Raw genomic sequence first — 25543 nt, forward strand, 5'->3', positions numbered from 1 at the left:
TCCCCGGTTATTGTTCGTCGTATGCGTACACGAGCCGGCCGGCGATGAAGGTCTTCAGCACGCGCCCGGTGAGCCGGGCCTCGTCGAACGGCGAGTTCTTGCTTTTCGAATGCAGCTTCAGCTTGTCGACGACATAGGGGAAGTCGATGTCAACGATGATGAGATCCGCCGGCTTTCCGGCCGAGAGCTGCCCGCCCGGCACGCCGATGAGCTGCGCGGGGCGGGTCGAGAGCGCATGAAGAAGGCGCGGCAGCGTCACCTGCCCCGCTTCCACCAGCCGCAGGCCGGCGGAAAGCAGCGTCTCCAGGCCCAGCGCGCCGTTGGCGGCTTCCGAGAACGGCAGGCGCTTGGTCTCGACGTCCTGCGGGTTGTGGTCGGAAACGATGACGTCGATCACACCCTCCGCCAGCGCCGCTATCACCGCCTGCCGGTCGTCCTCGTCGCGCAGCGGCGGCGACAGGCGCAGGAAGGTGCGGTAGTCGCCAATGTCGATTTCATTCAGCGTCAGGTTGTTGATCGACACGCCGCAGGTGGCCTTGAGGCCGCTGTCCTTGGCACGGCGCACGATCTCCACCGAGTCCGCGCAGGAGACGAGCGCGGCGTGGTAGCGCGCGCCGGTGAGCCGCGCGAGGCGGATGTCACGCTCCAGCACGACGGTTTCCGCCTCGCGCGGGATGCCGTGCAAGCCGAGCAGGCTCGCCCGCGCGCCCTCGTTCATCACGCCGTCTCCGACGAGATCGGGGTCCTCGACGTGGTTGATGATCAGCGCATCGAAATCGCGCGCATAGGTCATGGCGCGGCGCAGCACCTGCGCATTGGTGACGGCGCGCGTGCCATCGGTGAACGCCACCGCGCCGGCTTCCTGCAGCAGGCCGATTTCCGTGAGTTCCCGCCCTGCGAGTTCCTTGGTGAGCGCCGCCGCCGGGTGAACATGCACGATGGCCGTGTCGCGCGCGCGGCGCAGCACGAAGTCGACGATGGCCGGCTCGTCGATCGGCGGGTTCGTCTCGGGCATGCAGACGACGGTGGTCACGCCGCCCGCCGCCGCGGCCTCGCTCGCCGTCTTCAGCGTCTCGCGGTGCTCGGCGCCGGGTTCGCCGACGAAGGCGCGCAGGTCGACGAGACCGGGCGCGAGCACATGGCCGCCGCAATCGTGCTCCTGCGTGCCGTCTGGCCCGCTGCCCGCCATGAGATGCGGCCCGACATCGACGATGAGGCCGGCGCGCACCAGCACGCCGCCACGCTCGTCGCGCTCCGTCGCCGGGTCGACGATGCGGGCGTTGTGGAAGAGTTGCGGGGGAAGAAACGCGCTCATCGGTGGCCCCCATCGTTCGGAAGATGTTGCGCGAGCGCCTCCAGCACCGCCATGCGCACGGCGACGCCCATTTCCACCTGCTCGCGGATCAGCGACCGGGCGCCGTCCGCCACGCCCGAATCGATCTCCACGCCCCGGTTCATCGGCCCCGGATGCATCACCAGCGCGTCGGGCTTCGCCCAGGATAGCTTTTCCGCATCGAGCCCGTAAAAGCGGAAGTACTCCTTCACCGACGGCACGAACGAGCCGTTCATGCGCTCGCGTTGCAGACGCAACATCATAACGATATCAGCGTCTTGCAAGCCTTTCCTCATGTTGGTGAAGGTTTCGACGCCGAATTGCTCGATACCTTCCGGCAGCAGCGTGGACGGCCCCACGCAGCGCACGCGCGCGCCAAGGGCCTGCAGCAGGATGATGTTGGAGCGCGCCACGCGCGAATGCAGCACGTCGCCGCAAATGGCGACTGTCAGCCCCTCGATCCGGCCCTTGTTGCGGCGGATGGTGAGCGCGTCGAGCAACGCCTGCGTCGGATGCTCATGCGCGCCGTCGCCGGCGTTGATCACCGAGCAGTCGACCTTGCGCGCCAGCAGATGCACCGCGCCCGCCGCGTGGTGGCGCACGACGATGATGTCCGGCCGCATGGCGTTCAGCGTCATGGCGGTGTCGATCAGCGTCTCGCCCTTCTTCACGGAGGAGGAGGCGACCGACATGTTCATGACGTCCGCGCCGAGGCGTTTGCCCGCCAACTCGAATGACGATTGCGTCCGCGTGGAGGGCTCGAAGAACAGGTTGATCTGCGTGCGGCCTCGCAGGGTCGCGCGCTTCTTCTCGACCTGACGGCTGACCTCGACGGCCTTGTCGGCCAGTTCGAGAAGGGTCTCGATGTCAGGCCGGGACAATCCCTCGATGCCAAGCAGGTGGCGATGGGGAAACAGGAATGTTTGGTGCTCGCTCATTCTGAAGGCATCGCTATAGAGCATTCGCGCCCGGTTGGAAATCGCCCCGCGGGGGCTGCGCCGCACGCAATATGCACTTTCCAGAATTTTTTTGTGTGACTTTGTGGCGCACGTTTCGTGCGCAATCGCCGTATAAAATGATATGTCATTATGTTATCAAGGGGTTATATGAATAAGTGGATGTATTGATTTAGAGTGCCGGACGTTCCGATGGAATCAGACCGTGCGCTCCACGCCACGTTTAACATTTTACCGCAACTTGCCTTCAATTCGATGGATCGACTTGAATGAAAACTGCCATAGATCAGATCGGCCCCAGAAGCGCCTCGAACACGCCGCGCACCTTTTCGCGCGTTTCGCCGAGGTGCAGCGTCAGCACCCTGGCATCGGGCACGCCCACGGCGCTGGCGATGCGGGCGACCACGGCGGGAGAGACCTTCTCTGGATCGAACCGGCCTTCCACCGTCAGCCGCTGCCACTGGAAGACGTCCGACAGCAGCCGGTAGGCGGCGCGCAGCGTCTCCGCCGCCTCGGTGGCCAGAAGGCCAAGGCTGCCGGCCACGTCGAACACCCGCGCCGTCCCGACGTCCGCGACAAGTTCCGCATGATCGGCGGCGTGCGCCAGCACTAGATACTGGGCGATGAATTCAAGGTCGAACAGCCCGCCCCGTGCGAGCTTCATGTCCCAGCCGTCGGCGTCGCCCTTCTCGGAGGCGATCAGCGCGCGCATGTCGCGCACTTCCTTCGCCAGTGCCAGCCGGTCGCGCGGCCGGCGCAGGATGGCGCGAACGCCGGCGCTGACCTCCGCCGCGAGGCTTTCGTCGCCCGCGATCACCCGCGCGCGCGTCAGCGCCATCTGCTCCCAGATTTCGGCGTGGCTGGTGTAATAGTCCGGAAAGCCCCGGAACTGCGACGCCACCGGCCCCTGGCTGCCGGAAGGGCGCAGGCGCATGTCCACCTCATAGAGGCGGCCGCGCCGGGTCGGCACCGTGAGCGCGCTGACGAGCCGCTGCGTGAGTCGGGCGTGATAGACCGTCGCGTCCAGCGGCCGCACGCCGTCGCTGCGGTTGCGGTCGGGATCGAAATCGTAGAGCGACACCAGATCGAGGTCGGAAGACGCCGTCATCTCGCGCGCGCCGAGGCGGCCGAAGCCGAGCACCACCATGCGCGCGCCCGGCACGGCGCCGTGCTCGGCGGCGAAGGCCTCGCGCACCTTGTCGAGCGTCACGGCCACGAGCGATTCGGCAATGGCCGCATAAGCCTCGCCCGCGCGTTCGGGTGGAATGATGCCGGAGATGAGGCGCGCACCGGTGAGGAACGTTTCCTGCCGTGCGGCGTCGCGCGCCTTGTCGAGAAATTCCTCGAACGCGCCCTGTCCGTCGCCCGGCAGCGCAACGAGGCTCCGCACACGCTCGCCCACCGTGCGCGAATCCACGGCGGCGGAAAAGAACATGGGATCGATCACCGCATCCAGCACATGCGGGCTTTGCGCCACCACATCCGTGAGGCGTGGAGCGGAACCGAGCAGATCGGCGAAAAGCGCGAGCAGACGGTCGTTCGAGCGCAGGATCGATAACAACTCGACGACAGCCGGAATGCGCCCGAAAGCCTCGTCGAGCGCGGCCAGTGCCGCGTCCGGCGCGGCGGTGCGGCCAAGCGCGGTCAGCAGCGCCGGCGTGATCTCCGTCAGCACCTCGCGCGCGCGGGCCGTAGTGAATGCCTTGCGCCGCCCGAAGTGCCAGCCGCGCACCGTCTCCGCCACCCGCGCCGGATCGCGGAAGCCGAGCCGCTGCAGCGTCTGCATGGTTTCGGGGTCGTCCTCCGTGCCGGTGAACACAAGGCTGCCGGCCTCCGCCGCCAGCTCCGGCCCTTCCTCGAACAACAGCGCATAATGTTCCTGCACCACGAGGGCATGGCGCGTGAGTTCGGCCGAGAAGTCGGCGAGCGTCGCGAAACCGCAGAAGCGGGCGAAGCTCTCAAGTGACTGCGGATCGGTGGGCAGGCGCTGCGTCTGCTCGTCCGCCACCATTTGCAGGCGGTGCTCGACGGTGCGCAGGAAGATGTAGGCGGCGGTCAGGTCGTCCCGTGCGGAAGCCGTGATCCAGCCGTCCTCGACAAGCGCCCCGAGCATGTCGAGCGTGCGCCGTCCTCTTAATGTGGTACGTCTTCCACCAAACACAAGCTGTTGTGTCTGAACGAAAAACTCGATCTCACGGATGCCGCCGCGACCGAGCTTGATATCGTGGCCCGCCACCGCGATCTCGCTATGGCCGCGCACGGCGTGGATCTGACGCTTCATCGCGTGGATGTCGGCGATGGTGGCGAAATCGAAGTACTTGCGCCAGATGAACGGCCGCAACTCATCGAGAAAATGTTGGCCGAGCGCGATGTCGCCGGCAATGGCGCGGGCCTTGATGAAGGCGGCGCGCTCCCAGTTCTGCCCCACGGTCTCGTAATAGGAGAAGGCGGTGGGCAGCGCCACGGCTGGCGCGGTGGAGCCAGGATCGGGCCGCAGCCGCAGGTCGACGCGGAACACGTAGCCGTCGCCCGTGCGCTCCTGCAGCAGCTTCACCAGATCGCGCGCCAGCCGCACGAAAAAGGACGGCGGATCGGCGCGCCCCACGACCGGCGCATCGGGATCGTAGAACAGCACGATGTCGATGTCGCTGGAATAGTTAAGTTCGCCCGCCCCGTGCTTGCCGAGCGCCAGCACGGCGAGGCCCGATCCCGTCTCCGGATCGGCCGGGTCGGGCGGATTGAAGCGCCCGGTCTCTGCCGCCTGTTTCAGCAGGAAGCGGATGGCGCTGCCCACTGCCGCATCCGCGAAGGCGGAGAGCGAGGCGATGACGGCCTCAAGGCCCCACGCGCCGCCGAGATCGGCGAGCGCCACGAGCAGCGCATGCTCGGCGCGGGCCCTGCGCAGGTCGCGCATCAGGGCCGCCGCGTCGGCGGCATGGCGCCAGGCATTCGCGGTTTCGTCGAGGATGCGGGCGCGGCTTTCCCCGACGCCGGTATCGAGCAGGTGTTCGAGCCGCGCCGCATCGCCCGCCGCGAGCCGCCACAGGAAAGGCGAGTGTTCTGCCAGCGCGGCGACGAGCGTCTGCACGAGGGCCGGCCAGCCGGAGGCGCCCGGTATCTCCGCGAGCGCCGCGGCGGCGGCCTCCGGCTTCGCGAGCACGGGCGCGCGCGCGATGCGCTCCCGCAGCGGCCGTGGGTCCGCTTCCCGATCAGTTGGGCCTGCGATGGTCACGCGGTCGCCTCCTGTTCCGGCGACAGCGGCAGCGTCATCACCACGCGCAGACCGGGGGCGTTGTCCTCCAGGCTGAGGGTTCCCCCGTGCATGCGGACGACGGCGGCGACGAGACTGAGCCCCAGCCCGAACCCCGGCTTGGTGCGTGACGATTCGAGCCGCGCGAAGCGCTCCAGCGCCCGGGCGCGGTCGGATTCGGGAATGCCGGGACCGTGATCCGCGACGCTGATGACCGCCATTTCCCGCCCGCCTCCGTCGTGTTCGCGCCGCGCCGTGATCGCGATATGGGCATCATCCGCGTCCTCGGGCAAGCCGTATTTCAGCGCGTTATCGATCAGGTTGGCAAGCGCCTGCCCCACCAGTTCGCGGTTTCCGTTCACAGGCAAGGCGAGATCGGGGGCGATATCGATGGTGACGGGCGCATGCGCCTCGTCCGCCGCAGCTTCGTAGAGTTCGGCGACGGAGCGGGCCGTTTCCGCCGCATCGAAGGGCGCGGCCGCCGGCGCGGCGTCGCCGGCCTCAAGCCGTGCGATGGTCAGCAGCGCGTTGAATACGCGGATGAGGTTGTCCGATTCCTCGATTGTGGTGTCGAGTGCGCGGGCGTATTCTTCCGGCGTCGTCGCTGTACGCAGCGCCTCCTCGGCCCGGTTGCGCAGCCGGGTGAGCGGCGTCTTCAGGTCGTGGGCGATGTTGTCCGAGACTTCCTTCATGCCGGTCATCAGTTCGCCGATCCGGTCGAGCATGGCGTTGAGGTTGAGCGCCAGCCGGTCGAGTTCGTCGCCGTTGCCCGCCACCGCGAGCCGCCCGCCGAGATCGCCCGCCATGATGGTGCGCGTGGTCTCCGTCATGGCATCGACGCGCTTCAGTACCCGGCGCGTGATGAACCAGCCGCCGAGACAGGCCAGCACCGTCACGAGCCCGAGCGACAGGAGCAGCGCCTCGCGGATCACCTGGTCGAGCCGCTCCCGCTCGCCCACGTCCCGCCCTACCAGCATGCGGAAGCCGCCGGGCAGGACGAACACATGCGCCATCGCCTCGCGCGCATGCGCTTCCGTACCGTCGCCGGGGCTGTAGAAGGTCTCGTGCACGCCGGGCCGGTCGAGGATGTCGAGCGGCACCGAATCGACATTGCCGGTCAGGTATTCGCCGGCGAATGTCGTGACCAGATAGAGCGAGGCGCCAGGTTCGCGCGCGCGCCGGTCGATGATGCTGACGAGGCGGCGGATGCCGCCGACGCGGTACTGCTCCTCCAGCCCCCGGATTTCCGCCGCGATGGTGTCGCGGATCTGGTTGTCGATCACCTGGCGCGTGTTCCACGCCACGTAGCCGATGATGAAGCCGGCGAACAGCACGAACACCAGCAGATACATCGCAGAGAGCTTGAAGGCCGTCGTGCGGAAAAGCTTACCGAGCGCCGTCACGGATCATGTACCCCGCGCCTCGCACCGTGTGAATGAGCGCCGTTTCGTGGCCCTTGTCGATCTTGGCCCGCAGCCGCGACACATGCACGTCGATGACGTTCGTCTGCGGGTCGAAATGGTAGTCCCACACGTTTTCCAGCAGCATGGTGCGCGTCACCACCTGTCCGGCGTTGCGCATCAGGTATTCGAGCAGACGGAACTCGCGCGGCTGCAGCACGATCTCCTCATCCGCGCGCGTCACCTTGTGCGAGAGGCGGTCGAGTTCCAGATCGCCGACCCGGTAGACGGTCTGCTCGCTCGCCTGCCCCACCCGCCGGCGCGCCAGCGCCTCGACGCGCGCCAGAAGTTCCGAAAAGGCAAAGGGCTTGGCGAGATAGTCGTCGCCGCCGGCGCGCAACCCTTTCACCCGATCGTCGACCTGGCCGAGCGCCGACAGGATGAGCACGGGCGTTTCGATGCCCTGTTCGCGCAGGGACCGGATGACGGACAGGCCGTCGAGCTTCGGCAACATGCGGTCGACGACGAGCACGTCATAATCACCCTCGCTCGCCTGGGCATAGCCGTCCAGCCCGTCGGGCGCGTGGTCGGCCACGTGGCCGGCCTCCCGCAGCGCCTTGACAATGAAAGCGGCTGCGTCCGCGTCATCTTCGATCACCAGAATCTTCATGGGCACAAGAATATCCTCCCTCCTTCCAAAGAAAAGCGGCTGCGTCCGCTTGGCGGATCAGACGCAGCCGCTGGCTGATTTTTGCTGGGGATAGAGCGTCCCGCCGGTCTGGATCAGCCAGCCGGCCGGGACGCGAGAGGCGTCAGTTGCCGATGGGCAGCGCGATGAAGCGGGTGCCTTCCTGCGCCTGCACGCGGAACAGGACGGCCTTCTTGCCCTCCTTGCGCACGGCTGCGACGGCCTTGCGCACGTCGGCGGGCGATTCGACCTTCTGTCCCGAGACCTCGATGATCACGTCGCCCGTCTTGAAGCCGCGCTCGTCGGCAACGCTGTTGGGCTCAACGCCGACGACCACGACGCCTTCCTTGCCCGCGCCGCCGACGCTGCCGGCGGGCGCAAGCCGCAGGCCGAGGCTGCCGCCTTCGTTCTCCTCACCGGCGGAGGCGGACTGCGGATCATCGGGCAGCGCGGTGAGCTTCACCTCGATGGCGCGCTGCTTGCCGTCGCGCCACACGTCCAGCTTCACCGTGGTATCCGGGTTGAAGCCCGCGATCTCGCGGGAGAGTTCGCGCGCGTCCTTCACCGTCTTGCCGTTGACGGCGGTGATGGCATCGCCCGTCTTGATGCCGGCCTTGTCCGCGGGGCTGCCGCTCTCGACGCGGGCCACGATGGCGCCTTCCGCCTTGTCGAGGCCGAGGCTCGACGCGATGTCCTGCGTCACCGGCTGGATCTGCACACCGAGGAAGCCGCGGCGCACGGTGCCGTGATCGCGGATCTCGCCCACCACCTTCTGCACGGTCTCGGCCGGAATGGCGAAGGCGATGCCCACGCTGCCGCCCGAGGGCGAGGCGATGGCCGTGTTCACACCGACCACGTTGCCGGCGAGATCGAAGGCGGGGCCGCCCGAGTTGCCCTTGTTGACCGAGGCGTCGATCTGGAGGAAATCGTCATAGGGGCCGGCGCCGATGTCGCGGCCGCGTGCCGAGACGATGCCCGCCGTCACCGTGCCGCCGAGGCCGAACGGATTGCCCACGGCCAGCACCCAGTCACCTACGCGCGGCAGCGTGGCGGCGAAGGGCACGAACGGATACGGCCCCTTCGCGTCGACCTTCAGCAGCGCGATGTCGGTGCGCGGGTCGGTGCCGATCACCTTGGCGTCCAGGGTCTTGCCGTCATCCGTGCGCACCTCGACCTCGGTGCTCTTCTCGACGACGTGGTTGTTGGTGACGATGTAGCCGTCTTCCGAAATGAAGAAGCCGGAGCCCTGCGCCTCGCCGAAGCGGCGCGGGGCGCCGCGCCGGCCCGGACCCTGCTGGCGCTGGTCCGGCGCGCCGAAGCGGCGGAAGAATTCCTCGAACGGGCTGCCGGGCGGGAAGCCGAACTGCTGCAGCGAGGGGCCGTCATCCTGCTCGTCGACGGCGATCTTCACCCGCACCGAGACGACCGCGGGCTTCACCTTGTCGACCAGATCGGCGAAGGATGCCTGCCCGGGCACGACGACGGGCGCGGCGGGCGAGGTCGTGCCCTGCGCGTGGGCGGCGGGGGGCGGCGCCAGCGTCAGATTGGCGACCGTGCCGGCACCGGCAAGGGCGGCAAGCGCCACGGCGCCAAGCAGCATCGAACGGCGGCGGCGGCGCGGGGAGGACGTGTTGAGATCGGACATGAACTTCTCTCCTGAAAACCTGTGTGGGCGGGATCGGACACCAGGAATCGGCTGCCTTGGGCCAATGGCTTCCGCTGGCGGATCGGCCGCTCGGGCCGCTTGTCGGAAGACCATGGTGCAGGCTGCCCCGCCAACTGTCGATGTCGAATATGGAGTGCCGACCCTTACGGCGACATCAACGTCGTATGAAATATTGTTAACGCGGGAAAACTCAATCCTTGCGGAGCAGCGCGTCGAGGCGCGTTTTTTCGTCGTCCGTCAGGGCGGGCGTTTCCCGGCGGCGATGCCGGCCGGCGCCGTGCACCAGCCCCGCGATCCCCAGCGCCAGCAAGGCGAAGGGGCCAAGCCACAGCAGCGCCGTGTGCAGGCCGAACACCGGGCGCAACAGCACGAACTCGCCATAACGGTCCACGACGAAATCCTTCACCGCCTGGTCGCTGTCGCCGGCCATGAGGCGGTCGCGCACGAGCAGACGCAGGTCGCGGGCGAGTGGCGCGTCCGAATCGTCGATGGATTCGTTCTGGCAGACAAGGCAGCGCAAGCCGGCGGAAATCCCGCGCGCCCGCTGTTCCAGTTGCGCGTCCGGCAGCACTTCGTCTGGCTGCACGGCGCGGGCGGGCAACGCGGCCAGGAACATACAGAGCAGGATGATGAACGCGCGCATTCGCCGCCCCTTCAGGATGTCGCCAGCGCGTCGGCCTGCCCGTCGCCCGGCTGTGCGCGCCGCGCCTTCGCCCGTGCCGGCGCGCCGATCCGCAGTTGCCGGTCCGTCAGCGACAGCCCGCCGCCGAACGCGGTGACCAGCGTGCCGATCCAGATGAGCAGCACGAACGGCTTCCAGTAGAGCCGCACGCCGATGCCACCCGTGGGATCCTCCTCCCCCAGCCCGACGTAGAGCTGGCCGAGGCCGCGCGTCATCAGGCCGGCTTCGGTCGTCGCCATGCCGCGCGGCGTGTAGAGCCGCTTTTCCGCTTCCAGCGTTCCCGTCGGCACGCCGCCCCGGAACACCGAGAAGCGGGCTACATTCGCCCGGTAGGTGGGGGCCGTGTAAGGTGTCACGCCGTCGAGGCGTAGTGCGTAATGCCCGGCCGAGATCGTTTCGCCCGGCTTGACCACGGCCAGCGATTCCACCCCCCATGCAGTCGCCGCGATGCCGAGCACGGTGACGCCGATGCCCGCGTGGGCGATTGCCGTGCCCCACGCGGAGCGGGGAAGGCCCCTCGCCCGGCGCCATGCCGTCGACAGCGGCATGCCGCGCGACCACGAGCGGGTAACGATCTCCGACAGCGAGCCGAACAGAGCGAAGAAGCCGAGCCCCACGCCTAACAGCGCCAGCACCGGCCCGCCGCGTGTGACGGCGAGCACCACGAGTGCCAGCGCCAGCGCGAGCGCGAAGGCCGCCATCAGCCGTTGCGCCGCGCCGAGCAGGTTGCCGCGCTTCCAGGCGAGCGTCTGCCCCAGCGGCATGATGGCGATCAGCGGCATCGCGATCGGCAGGAAGGTCATCTCGAAATAGGGCGGCCCGACGGAAATCTTGCCGCCGGTCAGCCCCTCCAGCGCCAGCGGATAGAGCGTGCCGATGAATACCGTGGCGCAGGCCGTCGAGAGCAGCAGGTTGTTCAGCACCAGCGCCCCCTCGCGCGAGATGGGCGCGAAGATGCCGCCCTGTCGCAGCATGGGTGCGCGCCACGCGAAAAGCGCCAGCGAGCCGCCGATGAAAATCATCAGGATGATGAGGATGAAGGTGCCTCTTTCGGGATCGGTCGCGAAGGCATGTACCGAGGTCAGCACGCCCGAGCGCACCAGGAACGTGCCGATCAGCGACAGCGAGAACGTCAGGATGGCGAGCAGGATTGTCCACACCTTCAGCGCGTCGCGCTTCTCCATTACCACCGTGGAATGGATCAGCGCCGTGCCCGCGAGCCACGGCATGAACGAGGCGTTCTCGACCGGGTCCCAGAACCACCAGCCGCCCCAGCCGAGTTCGTAGTAGGCCCAGTAGGAGCCCATCGAGATGCCGAGCGTGAGGAACACCCACGCCGTCAGCGTCCACGGGCGCACGGCGCGCGCCCATACCGCATCGATCCGCCCGTCGATGAGGGCGGCGATGGCGAAGGCGAACGAGATCGAGAAGCCGACATAGCCGAGATAGAGCAGCGGCGGATGAACGGCGAGACCGACGTCCTGCAGCAGCGGGTTGAGATCGCGCCCCTCGAAGGGCGCCGGAACGGCGCGCGCGAACGGATTCGACGTGAACAGGATGAACAGCAGGAAGGCAATCGTCACTGACGCCTGCACGGAGAGCGTGAGCGCCTTCAACCTTTCCGGCAGGCTGTTGCGCGTCAGCGCCACCACGCCGCCGAACAGCGTGAGGATGCACACCCACAGCAGCATCGAGCCTTCGTGGTTTCCCCACACGCCGCTGATCTTGTAGAGGAACGGCTTCATCGAGTGGGAGTTCTCGACGACGTTGACGACCGAGAAGTCCGAAACGATGTAGGCGCAGGTAAGTGCCGCGAAGGCGATGGCGATCGCCGCGAAGGCGCCCAGCGCGGCCGGCGCCGCGACAGCCATCAGCGCGGGATCGCGGACGCGCGCCCCCCAGAACGGCAGCACGCACTGCACCACCGACAGGCCCAGCGCCAGCGTCAGCGCGTAGTGTCCGATCTCGACGATCATTCCATCCTCAGCGTCTGGCGTGGCGCCGCTTTATTGCGTGACGGTCGCGGCATCTCCGCCGCTTTCCGCATGTTGCCAGAGGCCCTTTTCCTTCAGGGCGTCCGCGACTTCGCGGGGCATGTAGTTCTCGTCGTGCTTGGCGAGCACGCTGTCGGCGGCGAAACTCCCGTCGGGCGCGAGCACGCCTTCCGTCACGACGCCCTGCCCCTCGCGGAACAGGTCCGGCAGCAGTCCCGTGTAGCGCACGGCGATGTCGCCCGCGCCGTCTGTCACGACGAAATGAATGGTCTGCCCGCCCGGCCGCGCGATCGAGCCTTCCTTGACGAGGCCGCCGAGACGCATGCGCGTGCCGGGCGCGATGTTCATGGCGGTGATGTCGGCGGGCGAGCGGAAGAAGACGATGGTGTCGCGCATGGCGAACAGCACGAGCCCCAGCGCCGTGCCGAGCACCGCAAGGCCTCCCGCGATCAGCGTCAACCGGCGCTGCTTCCTCGTCATGGTTCACCCTCCGTCTTGCGTTCCTCCGCCGGCGGGGCGGCCGATTCTCTTTCAATATGCAGTTCGCCGGCGAGCGTATCGAGGCGGCGCAGCGCCGCATCGTCGCCCGCGAGCCTTTCGCGCGCGGACGCCAGCGCCTTTGCCGCCTCGGTCCTGTCGCCGAGCACCGCGTAGGATCGTATCAGGCGCAACCATTCGTCAAGGCCGACTTCTCCGGCAGCCGCGCGGGCGGCGAGTTGCGCCACCATGCCGCGGATGGCCTGCATGCGATCTTCCGGCGCCATGCCGGCGATGGCCTGCCCGGCCTCGCTCCGTGCGGGGTCGGCGAGCGCCGCGATGCGGGCCTCGACCGCCGGCCGCCAGGGCGCGTCCGCCGGGGCGGAAGCGAGCAGTTCACGCAGGCGGGCGAGCGCGCCCGCCACGTCTCCGTCCTGCTCCGCGGCGAGCGCCAGATAAAAGCCGGCCTTCGCGTTGCCGGGCTCCGCCGCCAGCGCCTTGTCGAAAGCCGTCCGCGCCTCGGCGGAAACGACGCCGTCGCCGGCCATGACCATGGCTTCGCCGAGATTGGCGAGGCGCGTGCCGGACGCGCCGTTGAGCCGCAGCGCCTCTCCATAGGCGCGCACCGCGTCCTGAAAACGCCCTGCGCGCAGGTAGATGGGGGCGAGAACTTCCCAGCCGCGTCCGTCCTCCGGCTGGCGGGCGAGATGCCCTTCCACGCGCGCCACCGCCTCGTTGAGGTTGAGCGAGCGCGGATCGCCCTCCGCAAGGCGCTTCGAGAGGGGGGCATCCGGAACGTCCGGCTGCCCCAGCGCGCCGTAAAGCGTCAGCGCCACCAGCGGAATGGCGGAAAGCGCGATCGCCGAGGCCGCGCGCCGGCGCCGCAGCGCGGGCTCGCCCTTCTGGTCGCCTTCCTGCGTTTGCTGGTCCATGGCGCGCAGCAGGCGCCTGCCCGCCTCCGTCCGGGCGGCCTCGCCCTCGGACTCCGGCAGCAGGCCACGCGCCACCTCACGCTCGATATCGGCGATCTGCTGGCGGAAGAATGCCTTGTCGTCAACGCGGCCACCGGCGGCCTGCTGCCGGCGCGACAGCGGCCACAGCACCAGCAGCACGGAGGCGCCTGTCATTAGAGCGAATACAAACCAGATCGTCATGCGCCTTCATATCATTGGCCCTGCCGCCTTGCTGATGACCCTCAGCGGCGACATATGGTCACGGGGTATCAGGGATAAGCGGCGTCGGGCGCGATAACAAGCGGCGCGTTCGGGGACGGGGCGTCGCCGCCAGCGCCCGCGGGCTGCCGGGCCGGCGCCTGTTCCTGCTGCATCAGCCTTTCCCGTTCCTGACGCTCCCGCTCCAGCCGCTGCTCCTGCTGCCGCTGCTGTTCCTGCCGTTCGCGCTCCAGGCGCTGCTGTTCCAGCCGCTCCTGCTCCTGCCGCGCGCGCTCCTGCCGGGCCAGGCGCGCCTGCTCCACGCGCTGACGCGCCTCCGCCTCAAGCCGCTCGATGCGGTCGAGTTCGCGGGTCAGCCCGATGGCGGCGAGGGCATTGGCTGTGCTGCCAGCGTCGATGCTGCGTTTCAGGCCGGCGAGTGGGCCGCGCCAGGCGATGACGGCCTGCGGCGGTGTGCCCGTCCAGTCCTTTGGTGCGGTTGTCGCGGTGAGGTTCGCGCGTGCGTCGAGCGTCAGCGTGGTGAGATCGAGCGTGCCGTTGATGCCCGCCTTCGCTTGCGCCGCCTCCAGCGCCAGCGGGCCGAAGCGCACCGCCCCGCCCGCGACGGTGAGCGGAAAGGTCAGGTTCCGGATCGGCCATGCGGCTTTATCGAGTTCCGTGCCCAGACGGCCGGTCAGGCGCCCTATGTCGGCATCGATGGGCGCTTCGGCGTCGCCCGATCCGAGCCACTCGGGAACGAGACGCGCCAGCGCCGACGGATCGAGGCGCGGCAAGGCGGCATCGCCGACCTTGATCTCACCGCCGCCGGCAAGGTTGACCACGAGGCCGGCCGGGCTTTCCGCCGACGAACCGACGTCTAGGCGGCCGCTGAGGCGACCCGCCAGGGTGTCGCCGGTCAGCTGCCCAATGTCGGCCCCCTCGACGGCAAGGGCGGCGCGGAAATTCGCCAGCGTGCCGAAGCGGCGCAGCAGGATGTCCGCCCGCGCTGTCCCGCCGCCCGGCAGCGTGCCGGCGACTTCCTGAAGGCCGACTGTGTCCGGCGAGAGATCGAGCAGCAGCGAGACGCCGGTCAGCGCGAGCGCGGGGGCGACGGCAAGCCGTTCCGTCCGCACCCTGATCTTGCCCGCGAAGCCGGGGCCAGCGGCCTGAAAACGCTCGGCGGACCACAGGCGCCCCTGCGCCGGGCGAATCTGCGGGCCGAAGGAAAGCGCCAGAAGGTCCGTGAGCGATAATTGAGCGATGGCGAGTTCCCCGGCGATCTCACCGTCGGCGACGGCAAGCCTGCCGGCGATCTTGTCGTCCCCGAGTGTACCGCGCAGGTCGTCGAGGCGCAGTTCGCCCGCCCGCCAGTTCACGTTTCCGGCGAGGCTCGCCGGCGCCCCGCCGGAGAGGCCGGGCAGCGGATGGCCTATCAGGGCCGCGAAGGCAGCCGTATCGTCGCTGGCGGCGGTCAGTGTGCCGGTGAGTGCCGCCTCGCCGCCCTCGTCCCGCCACGTGCCGGAAACCGCTGCCCGGCTCGTGCCCAAATCCAGCGCCGCCTCGCCTTCCAGGCGGGAAAAGGAATTGCCGCGCGCATCGAGTCTGACGACCGCCTTTTCCTTGCGCTCGCTGGCGCGGACGGTGCCGCCGGCAAGGCCCGCGCGGCGCAGCAGGCCCTTCGCGTCGGGCGCCGTCAGCGTTGCCGCGATCACGGCGCGGTCGTGGTCCGCGCCAGCGGGGTCGCTGGTGACATGGGCGTCGATGTCCACGTCACCGGCGCGGCCCCTGAGCACGGCGACCAGGGGACGGCCGGCACCGGGCCGCGCGATGGTGGCGTCGAGCGCCAGCGGCCCCGCGAAGGGCACCGCGCGCGTCAGCGCCGTCCGCCATGTCCCGGGCAGGAAGCTGCGCGCGACTTCCACCACGCTTTCCGGCTTCTGCGCGTTCAGTTTCGCCACCACGCGGCCACCGTCGTCGTCGAGATGGCCGGAGGCGGAAAATGTTGCGCCCGCGGGATCGCGGATTTCGAAGCGCTCGATGCTGATGCCGGCGGAAGAGGTCTCGAATCGCGCGCGCAGCCGTCTGTCCGGCGAGGCTGCCTCGTCGCCCAGCCGCAGCCCCGTTGCCTCGATGGAGACGCCGAGATCGGTGCCCGCCTGCACGAGCGAGGCGGGATCGAAAGATGGCAGGGCAGAGAGATCGAGCCCCGTTGCGGAAAGCTGCGCATCGATGCGCCCGCGCAACTCTCCTCGCGCAGCCGTCTGGCGCAGCGAGCCCGCCACCGTCGTCCGTCCCGCGGCCAATTTGAAACCGTGTACGGCGATATCGTCCGCCGTGGCGTCGACCTGCCCGGCGAAGGTCAGCCCCGGCCATTGCAGCAGCGGCGCTGTCAGGCGCTCTGGCGCGCCGAGTTCGTGCAGCGCGCCCGCAAGCCGCAGCGTGTCGCCGCCGGTGAGGTCGACCCGGCCGGAGAAGGCGGGCCGGGCGCTCCATGCCGCGACGCCGTTCGCCCCGAACGTGCCGCCGCCCGGCAGCGTCAGCGCGAGGCGGGAAATGGCGATTCGCAGGCCGTCGGCCTCCCGTTCCGTCTTCAGGTCGATGGACACGGGCCCGGCCTCGATGCCCGAAAGCGCGACGCTGCCCACCGAGAGGGAGACGTCGGCCGGCATGTCCGCAAGACCGCCCGTGACGAGGCGCGCGCGCAGCGAGTCCAGCACACGCCGGCTGCCGGTGTCCGCTTGGCCTGCGATAGCGGGAAGCAGCGGCGTGATGTCGATGCGCCGGCTGGTCAGCGCCAGTTCCAGCAGCGGCTTGCCGCCCTTCAGCAGCGGACTGACGTCGAACGCCGCCTCGCCGCCGAGCGCCAGCGCGCCGTTCCCGTCGCCGGTCCGCAGTGTGACGTCCTTCGCGGCGATGCGCCAGCCTTCGCTGCCGATCATCGCCGCGAGGGTGAGGCTGACGGTTTCCGGCGCGGCGCCATCGGCAGGCGGCGCTACCGGGATCTCGGGCAACGGCACGGAGGCGGCGATTCGTCCCGATAGCGCGGGAATGGCGCCGGGCAGCAGATGGCCGTCGAACTCGCCCTGCGTTTCGCCCGCTTCGCCGACGCGCACCTTCATGCGGAGGCGGCCGTCGTTCTCGAACGCGCCGGTCGCCAGATGGACGGTATGGCCGGCAATCGTGCCGTCGACGCGCCAGGGTCCGGCGAACGTGGTTGCCTGGGCCGTGAAATCGATGGGGCCGATATCGTGGCGCATGCCGCCCGCACCGGCATCGCCGACGATCCGCACGATACCGCCGTCGACGACGAGCCGGTCGATGCCCGCGTTCCTGAGCTGCAACAGCGGCGTGTCGGAAGCGGCCGGCAGGTGGAAGGCGCCCGCCGCGTCGACGCGCACGGAGACCGTCGGCCGCACGAGCCGCGCCTCGTTCACCCTGACCTTGCCGCCGAGCAGCGGCGGCGCCTCCAGCGAGACGTTGAGTGCCTCCGCGGTCAGGAACGGCGCTGCGCCGCCGAGGGCGACCCTGTCGAGCGCGAGGCGCGGGGTGGGCAGCAGCCGCACCGTGATCGCGCCTTCCGTATGCACCGGCACGCCGAACGCCTTGCCGAGGGCCGCCTCGACATCGCCGCGCCACGCCTGCCAGTCGACGGCATAAGGAACCGCCAGCGCGGCGCACAGCACAGCGACGATGAGAACGGCGACAACGGTGAATAGATCGCGCACCCTTTACCCGACCCGTGATTGACGGCGCTTGCCGTGCGTAAAGCGCAGACACGCGCGGGCAAAAACCGGAACAGACGAAGTATCGGCGAGCCAATGCAAGCCTGCCCGATGTCTAAGCGCGTCTAGACCCTGCGGCAACTGTTGTGTGCTATAGCACAAATCGCCTACACCGTCTCGGCCAGTTTCTCCTGTTCCAGCCCCTCGCCCACCTTTTGCGGCAGTGATCCCGCGTTGGCCTCCGCGTTGCGGGCGAGCGTCGCGCGGGCGGCGTCGACCTGGCGCTGGCGGTTCCACAGGGCGGCATAGACGCCCCCGCGCGCCAGCAGTTGCGCGTGCGCTCCCCGCTCCACGATCTCGCCCTTGTCGAGCACCAGAATCTCGTCCGCGTTGACGATGGTGGACAGGCGGTGCGCGATGACCAACGTGGTGCGGTCTTCCGAGATCTTGTCGAGCGCCTGCTGGATCTCGCGTTCCGTGAAGCTGTCGAGGGCGGAGGTCGCCTCGTCGAGCACCAGAATGCGCGGCGACTTCAGGATCGTGCGGGCGATCGCCACGCGCTGCTTCTCGCCGCCGGAGAGCTTGAGGCCGCGCTCGCCCACCTGCGTGTCGTAGCCCTGCGGCAGGGAGCGGATGAAGTTGTCGATCTGCGCGAGCCGCGCGGCCTCCGCCACCTCGGCGTCCGAGGCGTCGGGACGTCCGTATCGGATGTTGTAGCCGATGGTGTCGTTGAAGAGCACGGTGTCCTGCGGCACCATGCCGACTGCTTCGCGCAGGCTTTCCTGCCGCACGGCGGCGATATCCTGCCCGTCGATGAGGATACGCCCGGACTGCGGTTCGTAGAAGCGGAAGATGAGCCGCGACAGCGTCGACTTGCCCGCGCCCGAAGGCCCGACTACCGCCACGGTGTTCCCGGCCGGCACCGTGAAGCTCACGCCGCGCAGGATGGGGCGCTCGGGCGTGTAGGCGAAGCGTACGTCCTCGAAGCGCAGCTCGCCCGCCTCGGCGTCTAGCGGCGGCGCGTCGGGTCTGTCCCTCACCTCGGGATCGCGCGAGAGGATGGTGAACATTTCGCCGATATCGATGAGCGCCTGCCTGATTTCGCGGTAGAGCATGCCCATGAAGTTCAGCGGCAGGTAGAGCTGCATCAGCATGGCGTTGACCATGACGAAGTCGCCCACCGTCGCCGTGCCGGCGCGCACGTCGTAGACGGTCATCACCATCACCGCGGCGAGGCCCAGGGAGAAGATGACCGCCTGCCCGCCGTTGAGATAGGCGAGCGAGACATAGGTATCCACGCTCGCGCCTTCGTAGCGGGCAAGCGACACGTCGTAGCGCTCGGCCTCGCGCCGCTCCGCGCCGAAGTACTTCACGGTTTCGTAGTTGAGGAGGGAGTCGATGGCCTTCGTATTGGCGTCGTTATCCGATTCGTTCATGCGGCGGCGGATGTCGATGCGCCACTCCGTCACCCTGTAGGTGAAGACGAGATAGGCCGCGACCATCACGAACACCACCGCCGCGAATCGCCAGTCGAACTGCCACCACAGCACGCCGAGAACGAGCACGAACTCCAGCACCGTCGGCAGCAGGTTGAGGACGGCCATGCGCACCAGTTCCTCGATGCCCGTGCGTCCGCGTTCGAGCACGCGCGTCAGCCCGCCCGTCTTGCGCTCCAGATGGAAGCGCAGCGACAGCGCGTGCATGTGCCGGAAGGTTTCCAGCGCCAGCCGGCGGACGGCATTCATGGCGACCGAGGCGAACAGGCCGTCGCGCCATTGCGTCAGCAGCGCCATGACAATGCGCATGGCGCCGTAGAGAAGCGTCAGGAATATGGCCCCCGCGAGAAGCGTCGCCGTAGCGGTGCCTCCGGTTTCGCCTGTCAGCGCATCCACCGCCCACTTGAAGCTGTAGGGCATTGCGACCGTGACGATCTTTGCCGCCAGCAGCAGCAGGAAACCGAAATAGATACGCTGGCGCAGATCGGCGCGGTCGTGCGGCCACAGATATGGCCACAGGCCCTGCAGCGTCTGCCTGAAGCCCTGCTTGCCGGCAGCCGCCGGTCCGGCACCGGCCCCCACGGCGCCTGCGTTTTCAGCGGGCCCGCTGTTTTGATCGGACATTGCTTTCGTTCCCAGCTCTGTGGATTCGCCGATGTGCAGACGAGCGGCACGGGCATGGAGGCGGCCTGCGCCTCAATTTACAGCCCATATAGTGTTTTATTCGCCGCGCGACACCCCTTGGGCTGCGAATGGCAGCCATCCCTCAGCGGCGTTGCAAACGGGTTGCGGCGGGGCACAATGGCGCATAAGAACAGAGTGAAAACATATCCCCGCCGAAATCCGGCCAGAGTCGCCGGCCAGAATCGCTGGCCATGAGCTGTGGAGTTCCGAACAGATGCGCGCCGACAATGCCCCTGTCATCCGCCTCGAGGATTATCAGCCGACCGATTATCTGATCGATACGGTGTCTCTCGCCATCGGCCTGCATCCGACCGAGACGCGCGTCACGGCGACGCTTGCGTTGCGCCCCAACCCGGCCGGCCACGCCGGTGCGTCGCTCGCGCTCGACGGTGACGAACTCGTCTTCGTATCGGCCGCGCTCGACGGCTCGCCCCTCGCCGCCGACGCCTACACGGCATCACCGGAGAAGTTTGTGTTGCACCGGCCGCCACAGCAGCCGTTCACGCTCACCATCGAGACCTGCGTCAACCCCACCGCCAACACGAAGCTGATGGGTCTCTACCGCTCCAACGGCACCTATTGCACGCAGTGCGAGGCGGATGGCTTCCGCCGCATCACTTATTTCCTCGACCGGCCGGACGTGCTGTCCGTCTACACGACCCGAATCGAGGCGGATGCCGATACGCCGCTGCTGCTCGGCAACGGCAATCCGGCCGAGGCTGGCGCGCTCGCGGACGGGCGCCACTTCGCCGTCTGGCACGATCCTTTTCCGAAGCCCTCGTATCTCTTCGCCATCGTCGGCGGCGATCTCGATCATGTCGAGGACGTGTTCACGACCGCGAGCGGGCGCAAGGTGAAGGTCGCGGTCTACGTGGAGCGCGGCAAGCGCGAGCGCGCCCGCTACGCGCTCGACGCCCTGCAGCGCGCCATGCGCTGGGACGAGGAGGTCTTCGGCCGCGAATACGATCTCGACGTGTTCAATATCGTCGCCGTGTCGGCCTTCAACATGGGCGCGATGGAGAACAAGGGCCTCAACATCTTCAACGACAAGTACGTGCTGGCGAGCGCGGATACCGCCACCGACAGCGACTACGCCAATATCGAGGCCGTGATCGCGCACGAGTACTTCCACAACTGGACAGGCAACCGCATCACCTGCCGCGACTGGTTCCAGCTTTGCCTCAAGGAGGGGCTGACTGTCTTCCGGGATCAGGAGTTCTCGTCCGACGCCCGCTCGCGCCCCGTGAAGCGCATCGCAGATGTGCGCGTGCTGCGTTCGGCGCAGTTCCCGGAGGATGCCGGGCCGCTCGCCCATCCCGTGCGCCCGCGCGCCTACAAGGAAATCAACAACTTCTACACCGCCACCGTCTATGAGAAGGGCGCCGAACTGATCCGCGTCCTGAAAACCCTCGTCGGCGGCCAGCATTTCCGCCGGGGCATGGACCTCTATTTCGAGCGTCACGACGGCACCGCCGCCACTATCGAGGAGTTCATCGCCTGCTTCGCCGAGGCGAGCGGGCGCGATCTTTCCGCGTTCTCGCAGTGGTACGAGCAGGCCGGCACGCCCCGCCTCTCCGCGCGCGGACGCTATGACGCGGGCGCGAAAACCTACACGTTGACACTGGCGCAGACGACGTTGCCGACGCCGGACCAGCCGGAGAAGCGGCCGATGGTCATCCCGGTCGCGCTCGGCCTCATCGGCGAAAGCGGGCGGGAGCTGCCGCTCACGACGGCGGATGGCGCGACCGACGGCGGCGTGCTGGTGCTCGACGGCGCCGAACGTACCGTCATCTTCACCGATGTGGAGGAGCGGCCGGTGCCGTCGCTGCTGCGCGGCTTCTCGGCGCCGGCGATTCTCGACCTCGACCTGACCGACGACGACCTGCTGGTGCTGTTCGCCCACGATACGGACGCCTTCAACCAGTGGCAGGCGGCGCAGACGGTGGCGACCCGCATCATCGTCCGCGCCGTGGAAGCATTGCACGCAGGCGGCACCGTGCAGGTGCCGGTGGGCCTCGCGCAGGCGCTGGGCCACTTCCTTGATGCACGCGCCCTGCGCGACCCCGCTTTCGCCGCGCAGGTGCTGTCGCTGCCGGGCGAGGCGGATATCGCACGCGAGATCGGCGAGAACATCGACCCCGAGGCCATCTTCACCGCCCGCAAGGCCGTGCGCGAGACGCTGGGACAAGCCCTCGCCGGCAAGCTCGCACACCTCTACGGCGAACTCGCCATCGACGCGCCCTACAGCCCCGATGCCGCGCAGGCCGGCAAGCGGGCCCTGCGCAACGGCGTGCTGGGCCTGCTGACGGCAGGCGACGCGGCGCGCGGCGAAGCACTGGCGCGGGCGCAGTTCGACGCCGCCACCAACATGACGGACCGGCTCGGCGCCCTCTCCGTGCTTAGCCTCGTGGCGGGTGAGGCGCGCGAGGCGGCCCTGCAGGCGTTCTACGACCGCTACCGCGACGACCCGCTCGTGCTCGACAAGTGGTTCGCCCTGCAGGCATCCATCCCGGAAGCCGGCACGCTGGAGCGCGTGAAGCGCCTGCTGTCGCACCCGGCCTTTTCCCTGTCGAACCCGAATCGCACACGCGCGCTCATCGGCAGCTTCGCCATGGCGAACCTCACCCAGTTCGCGCGGGCGGACGGCGCCGGCTTTGCCTTCGTGGCCGATGTCATCCTGCAGCTCGATCCCGCGAATCCGCAGGTCGCCTCACGCCTTTCCACGGCCTTTCGCACGTGGAAGACGCTGGAGCCGGGCCGGCGCGCCCATGCGGAAGCGGCGCTGCGGCGCATTGCCGCCGCCACGCCGCTGTCGCAGGACGTGGCGGACATCGTGACCCGCTCGCTCGCGTGATGCGGCGATGCGTCAGGGGGACGTCGCCGCGACGGCGGCGGCGTCCTTGCCGACGGCCTGCGCGAGTGTCGTGTTCTCGCGCCCCAGCGTGGCGAGCAGGCCCTGCTTGATGTCCCGGATGAGGCTGGGCCCTTTGTAGACCATCGCCGAATAAAGCTGCACCAGGCTCGCGCCGGCGCGAATCTTGCGCCACGCCGCTTCCGGCGAATCGATGCCGCCCACGCCGACGATGGGAAAGGCGCCTTCCACCCGGATGAACGCCTGCGCCAGCACCCATGTCGACAGCGGAAACAGCGGCCGGCCGGAAAGCCCGCCCGTCTCCCCCGCATAGCGCGTGTCGATGAGCTTCGGGCGCGAGACCGTGGTGTTCGAGACGATCAGGCCATCGATGCCGCGCTTGCGCCCCACGGCGACGATGGCATCGAGTTCGTCCAGCGAGATGTCGGGCGCGATTTTGAGCAGCAGCGGCCGACGCGGATGCTGCCCGGTTGCCTCATCGCGCGCGGCGACGGCGCGGGCGATGAGGTCGTCGAGCGCGGCCTCCTGCTGGAGATCGCGCAGGCCCGGCGTGTTGGGCGAGGAAACGTTGAGCGTGAAATAGCTGGCGAGGGCGGAAAACGTCCGGATGCCCGCGACATAGTCGGCGGCACGGTCGACGGAATCCTTGTTCGCGCCCACATTGACGCCGACGATTCCCGGCCGCCCCGCCCGTCCCGTAAGCCGTGCCAGCGCCGCTGCATGGCCTTCGTTGTTGAAACCGAAGCGGTTGATGACGGCTTCGTCACGTACCAGCCGGAAGATGCGTGGGCGCGGATTGCCGGGTTGCGGCCGCGGCGTCAGCGTGCCCACTTCCGCGAAACCGAAGCCCAGGGAGAGAATGGCGTCGGGCGCTTCGGCGTTCTTGTCGAAGCCGGCGGCGAGCCCCACCGGATTGGGGAACTTCATTCCGAAGGCCTCGACATGCAGCGAGGCGTCGTCGGGCGCGGACGGAGGCAGGCGCGTCGCGGCAAGCGTGCGAATGGTCAACCGGTGCGCGGTCTCCGGGTCCAGCGCAAACAGGAGTGGCCGAATCAGCCGCTCGATACTCCGCATCGCGATCTCCTCTTTCCGTGGGCTTGTCACGCTGGCTGTATGATCCCCCGCCGCGGCGAAAACAAGCCGCCGCGCGCCACGCCCGCAGTGGTGTGGAGCTAACGGGCGCCGATGTGGCAAATTCTGTACAGGAAATGCACTGTGGCCTTTGTTGGAATGAAATATATCCCATGATAAGAATTGAGTCCTAGATTGCTTTCTGATTATATACAAGGCGTCCGGCGAACCCGCCGTATCCTCAACATGGCTTTCGATCATGCTGTCTCATGACCAGATCTGGTCGGCTCTCGACGCCTTCGCGGCGCAGCGCGGCCTGTCGCCATCCGGGCTGGCGCGCAAGGCGGGGCTCGATCCGACGGCCTTCAACCGGTCGAAACGCACGGCGGCGGACGGTCGTCCGCGCTGGCCGTCGACCGAATCCATCGCCAAGGTGCTCGATGCGACGGGTGCGTCGCTTGATGAGTTCATGGCTCTCGTTTCGCGTCACGGCCGGTATACGTCGACGCGGAACCTGCCGCTGATCGGCTTTGCCCAGGCCGGCAAGGGCGGCTTCTTCGACGACGGCGGTTTTCCCGTCGGCGGGAGCTGGGATGAGGTCGCCTTTCCGGACATGGGCGAGGACAAGGTGTTCGCGCTCGAAATATCGGGCGATTCGATGCTGCCCATCTACCGGGACGGCGACGTCATCATCGTCTCGCCCACCGCCAGCGTCCGCCGGGGCGACCGCGTCGTGGTGCGCACCGCGCAGGGCGAGGTCATGGCGAAGGAGTTGAAGCGCCGCACCGCCAGGACTGTCGAGCTGAGGTCGTTCAATCCGGAGCACGAGGACCGCGTCCTCGCCGAATCGGACATCGCCTGGATCGCCCGTGTCATATGGGCCAGCCAGTGAAGGTTGCAGCGACCTTCGATATGGAGTCCGCCCTGCTCGCGCAGGGGTTCGGCCCCGTCGTCGGTATTGACGAGGTGGGGCGCGGGCCGATCGCCGGTCCCGTGGTCGCCGCCGCCGTCGTGCTCGATCCTTCCTGCGTGCCCGAGGGACTTGCCGATTCCAAGCAGATCGACGGGCGTCGGCGCGGACAATTGTTCGCGCAGATCCTCGCCACAGCCCATGTCGGTATCGCCTGCGTGCCGGCCGCCGAGATCGACCGCGTCAACATCCGCCAGGCCACGCTGACGGCCATGGCGCGCGCCTTCGCCGCCCTGCCCCTCTTCCCCGCGCCGGAGCACATGGTCGCGCTGGTGGATGGCAACGACCCGCCGCCGCTTCCCTGCCGGGTGGAGACGATCATCAAGGGGGATGCGCGCATCGCGTCGATCGCCGCCGCCTCCATCGTGGCGAAGGAGACGCGGGACGGGATGATGCGCCAGCTCGGCACGGTCTATCCCGCCTACGGCTTTGCCGGGCATGTCGGCTATCCGACGCCGGCCCATAAACGGGCGCTGGCCACGCACGGCCCCTGCCCGTTCCACCGCTTCAGCTTCGCACCGCTGCGCGGCACTTGAGAAGCGCCGGCAAGACTGGCGTCACAGCGGCGAGCGTGAACTGAGCCGCGCCCGCCGCTTCACTACGATTACAGGCTTTCCAGAAGATGTTCGGCGCTCGTCACCTGCACCTGGCCGGCCGCCTCTTCCACGTTGAGCACCTCGACGACGCCGTCGTTCACCACCATGGCGTAGCGCTGCGAGCGCGGCCCCAGCCCGAAGCCGGAGCCGTCGAACAGCAGGCCCGTGGCGCGGGCGAAATCGGCGTTGCCGTCGGACAGAAACTCGATTTGCCCGTCTGCGCCCAGCGCCTTCGCCCATGCATCCAGCACGAATGCATCGTTCGTGCTGGTGATGAGCACGGCGTCTATGCCCTTCTCCTTGAAAGCATCGAGATTGGCGATGAAGCCGGGCGCGTGGTTGCGGTGGCAGGTGGGCGTGAAGGCGCCGGGCACGCCCACGAGCACGACCCGCCTGCCCTTGAAGATGTCATCGGTGGTGCGAGGCGTGGGCCCTTCGCTGGTCAGGACGCGGAAGGTGATTTGCGGCAAACGTTCCCCGACGGCGATGGTCATGGCTTCATCCCTGAATGATGTGAACCTGTGGCTGGACTGTC

General features: G+C 68.3%; 17 protein-coding genes. 3 read left to right on the forward strand and 14 right to left on the reverse strand.

All coding sequences use genetic code 11. The features are described 5' to 3' along the window. Positions 1–7: 7 nt before the first annotated feature. The 12 genes from FHS82_RS12045 to FHS82_RS12100 all read right to left on the reverse strand — a co-directional run bounded on the left by FHS82_RS12045 (position 8) and on the right by FHS82_RS12100 (position 19439). Positions 8–1315 carry a dihydroorotase gene (locus FHS82_RS12045; RefSeq protein ID WP_166953092.1) on the reverse strand — a complete coding sequence of 436 codons (1308 nt, stop codon included), beginning with the start codon at positions 1313–1315 and terminating at the stop codon, positions 8–10. Next, positions 1312–2271 (reverse strand): aspartate carbamoyltransferase catalytic subunit, encoded by a 960-nt coding sequence (locus FHS82_RS12050; RefSeq protein WP_166953094.1) that lies wholly within the window; start codon positions 2269–2271, stop codon positions 1312–1314. The genes FHS82_RS12045 and FHS82_RS12050 overlap by 4 nt, the downstream gene beginning before the upstream one ends. 304 nt (positions 2272–2575) lie before the next feature. Then, positions 2576–5521 (reverse strand): bifunctional [glutamine synthetase] adenylyltransferase/[glutamine synthetase]-adenylyl-L-tyrosine phosphorylase, encoded by a 2946-nt coding sequence (locus tag FHS82_RS12055; RefSeq protein WP_343042562.1) that lies wholly within the window; start codon positions 5519–5521, stop codon positions 2576–2578. Beyond that, positions 5518–6891 (reverse strand): sensor histidine kinase, encoded by a 1374-nt coding sequence (locus FHS82_RS12060; protein WP_166953417.1) that lies wholly within the window; start codon positions 6889–6891, stop codon positions 5518–5520. The genes FHS82_RS12055 and FHS82_RS12060 overlap by 4 nt, the downstream gene beginning before the upstream one ends. 34 nt (positions 6892–6925) lie before the next feature. After that, on the reverse strand, positions 6926–7609 hold the full coding sequence (locus FHS82_RS12065) for a response regulator transcription factor (protein WP_166953096.1): 684 nt from the start codon (positions 7607–7609) through the stop codon (positions 6926–6928). A gap of 142 nt (positions 7610–7751) precedes the next feature. After that, the gene (locus FHS82_RS12070; RefSeq protein ID WP_166953098.1) at positions 7752–9272 is read right to left on the reverse strand and encodes a Do family serine endopeptidase; all 1521 of its coding nucleotides are present in this window, start codon (positions 9270–9272) and stop codon (positions 7752–7754) included. 211 nt (positions 9273–9483) lie between these two features. Next, positions 9484–9936: a cytochrome c-type biogenesis protein gene (locus FHS82_RS12075; RefSeq protein WP_166953100.1), complete on the reverse strand. Its 453-nt coding sequence runs from the start codon at positions 9934–9936 to the stop codon at positions 9484–9486. An 11-nt stretch (positions 9937–9947) separates the two neighbouring features. Next, a complete protein-coding gene (locus FHS82_RS12080; RefSeq protein ID WP_166953102.1) occupies positions 9948–11951 on the reverse strand; it encodes a heme lyase CcmF/NrfE family subunit in 2004 nt (667 codons plus the stop codon). A 30-nt stretch (positions 11952–11981) separates the two neighbouring features. Next, on the reverse strand, positions 11982–12449 hold the full coding sequence (gene ccmE, locus FHS82_RS12085; protein ID WP_166953104.1) for a cytochrome c maturation protein CcmE: 468 nt from the start codon (positions 12447–12449) through the stop codon (positions 11982–11984). After that, the gene (ccmI, locus tag FHS82_RS12090; RefSeq protein WP_166953106.1) at positions 12446–13600 is read right to left on the reverse strand and encodes a c-type cytochrome biogenesis protein CcmI; all 1155 of its coding nucleotides are present in this window, start codon (positions 13598–13600) and stop codon (positions 12446–12448) included. The genes ccmE and ccmI overlap by 4 nt, the downstream gene beginning before the upstream one ends. Positions 13601–13668: 68 nt before the next feature. After that, a complete protein-coding gene (locus tag FHS82_RS12095; protein WP_166953108.1) occupies positions 13669–17322 on the reverse strand; it encodes an AsmA family protein in 3654 nt (1217 codons plus the stop codon). A gap of 164 nt (positions 17323–17486) precedes the next feature. Beyond that, a complete protein-coding gene (locus FHS82_RS12100; RefSeq protein ID WP_166953110.1) occupies positions 17487–19439 on the reverse strand; it encodes an ABCB family ABC transporter ATP-binding protein/permease in 1953 nt (650 codons plus the stop codon). A 274-nt stretch (positions 19440–19713) separates the two neighbouring features. Here FHS82_RS12100 and pepN point away from each other — a divergent pair, with 274 nt between their 5' ends. Next, complete coding sequence (gene pepN / locus FHS82_RS12105; protein WP_166953112.1) at positions 19714–22353, forward strand: aminopeptidase N; 2640 nt, start codon at positions 19714–19716, stop codon at positions 22351–22353. Positions 22354–22365: 12 nt separating this feature from the next. On the opposite strand, the gene FHS82_RS12110 is transcribed toward pepN, so the two are convergent. Further along, a complete protein-coding gene (locus FHS82_RS12110) occupies positions 22366–23445 on the reverse strand; it encodes a quinone-dependent dihydroorotate dehydrogenase (protein ID WP_166953114.1) in 1080 nt (359 codons plus the stop codon). Between the two features lie 256 nt (positions 23446–23701). On the opposite strand from FHS82_RS12110, the gene FHS82_RS12115 reads away from it, so the two are divergent. Both FHS82_RS12115 and rnhB read left to right on the forward strand, forming a co-directional pair. Continuing rightward, positions 23702–24334 (forward strand): S24 family peptidase, encoded by a 633-nt coding sequence (locus FHS82_RS12115; protein ID WP_166953116.1) that lies wholly within the window; start codon positions 23702–23704, stop codon positions 24332–24334. Continuing rightward, the gene (gene rnhB, locus FHS82_RS12120) at positions 24319–24948 is read left to right on the forward strand and encodes a ribonuclease HII (RefSeq protein ID WP_166953118.1); all 630 of its coding nucleotides are present in this window, start codon (positions 24319–24321) and stop codon (positions 24946–24948) included. The genes FHS82_RS12115 and rnhB overlap by 16 nt, the downstream gene beginning before the upstream one ends. 68 nt (positions 24949–25016) lie before the next feature. On the opposite strand, the gene FHS82_RS12125 is transcribed toward rnhB, so the two are convergent. Next, positions 25017–25502, reverse strand: a complete 486-nt coding sequence (locus FHS82_RS12125; RefSeq protein WP_166953120.1) for a peroxiredoxin — start codon at positions 25500–25502, stop codon at positions 25017–25019. Positions 25503–25543: the final 41 nt, after the last annotated feature.

It is taken from the genome of Pseudochelatococcus lubricantis, assembly GCF_011762225.1.
Taxonomy (GTDB): Bacteria; Pseudomonadota; Alphaproteobacteria; order Rhizobiales; family Beijerinckiaceae; genus Pseudochelatococcus; species Pseudochelatococcus lubricantis.

Bases quoted from the DNA above. Each gene is read 5' to 3' on its own strand.
- FHS82_RS12065 (WP_166953096.1), bottom strand. From the start codon at position 7,609: ATGAAGATTCTGGTGATCGAAGATGACGCGGACGCAGCCGCTTTCATT.
- FHS82_RS12060 (WP_166953417.1), bottom strand. From the start codon at position 6,891: ATGTATCTGCTGGTGTTCGTGCTGTTCGCCGGCTTCATCATCGGCTAC.
- pepN (WP_166953112.1), top strand. From the start codon at position 19,714: ATGCGCGCCGACAATGCCCCTGTCATCCGCCTCGAGGATTATCAGCCG.
- FHS82_RS12045 (WP_166953092.1), bottom strand. From the start codon at position 1,315: ATGAGCGCGTTTCTTCCCCCGCAACTCTTCCACAACGCCCGCATCGTC.
- ccmI (WP_166953106.1), bottom strand. From the start codon at position 13,600: ATGACGATCTGGTTTGTATTCGCTCTAATGACAGGCGCCTCCGTGCTG.
- FHS82_RS12115 (WP_166953116.1), top strand. From the start codon at position 23,702: ATGCTGTCTCATGACCAGATCTGGTCGGCTCTCGACGCCTTCGCGGCG.
- FHS82_RS12070 (WP_166953098.1), bottom strand. From the start codon at position 9,272: ATGTCCGATCTCAACACGTCCTCCCCGCGCCGCCGCCGCCGTTCGATG.
- ccmE (WP_166953104.1), bottom strand. From the start codon at position 12,449: ATGACGAGGAAGCAGCGCCGGTTGACGCTGATCGCGGGAGGCCTTGCG.
- FHS82_RS12100 (WP_166953110.1), bottom strand. From the start codon at position 19,439: ATGTCCGATCAAAACAGCGGGCCCGCTGAAAACGCAGGCGCCGTGGGG.
- FHS82_RS12125 (WP_166953120.1), bottom strand. From the start codon at position 25,502: ATGACCATCGCCGTCGGGGAACGTTTGCCGCAAATCACCTTCCGCGTC.
- FHS82_RS12080 (WP_166953102.1), bottom strand. From the start codon at position 11,951: ATGATCGTCGAGATCGGACACTACGCGCTGACGCTGGCGCTGGGCCTG.
- FHS82_RS12075 (WP_166953100.1), bottom strand. From the start codon at position 9,936: ATGCGCGCGTTCATCATCCTGCTCTGTATGTTCCTGGCCGCGTTGCCC.
- rnhB (WP_166953118.1), top strand. From the start codon at position 24,319: ATGGGCCAGCCAGTGAAGGTTGCAGCGACCTTCGATATGGAGTCCGCC.
- FHS82_RS12110 (WP_166953114.1), bottom strand. From the start codon at position 23,445: ATGCGGAGTATCGAGCGGCTGATTCGGCCACTCCTGTTTGCGCTGGAC.
- FHS82_RS12050 (WP_166953094.1), bottom strand. From the start codon at position 2,271: ATGAGCGAGCACCAAACATTCCTGTTTCCCCATCGCCACCTGCTTGGC.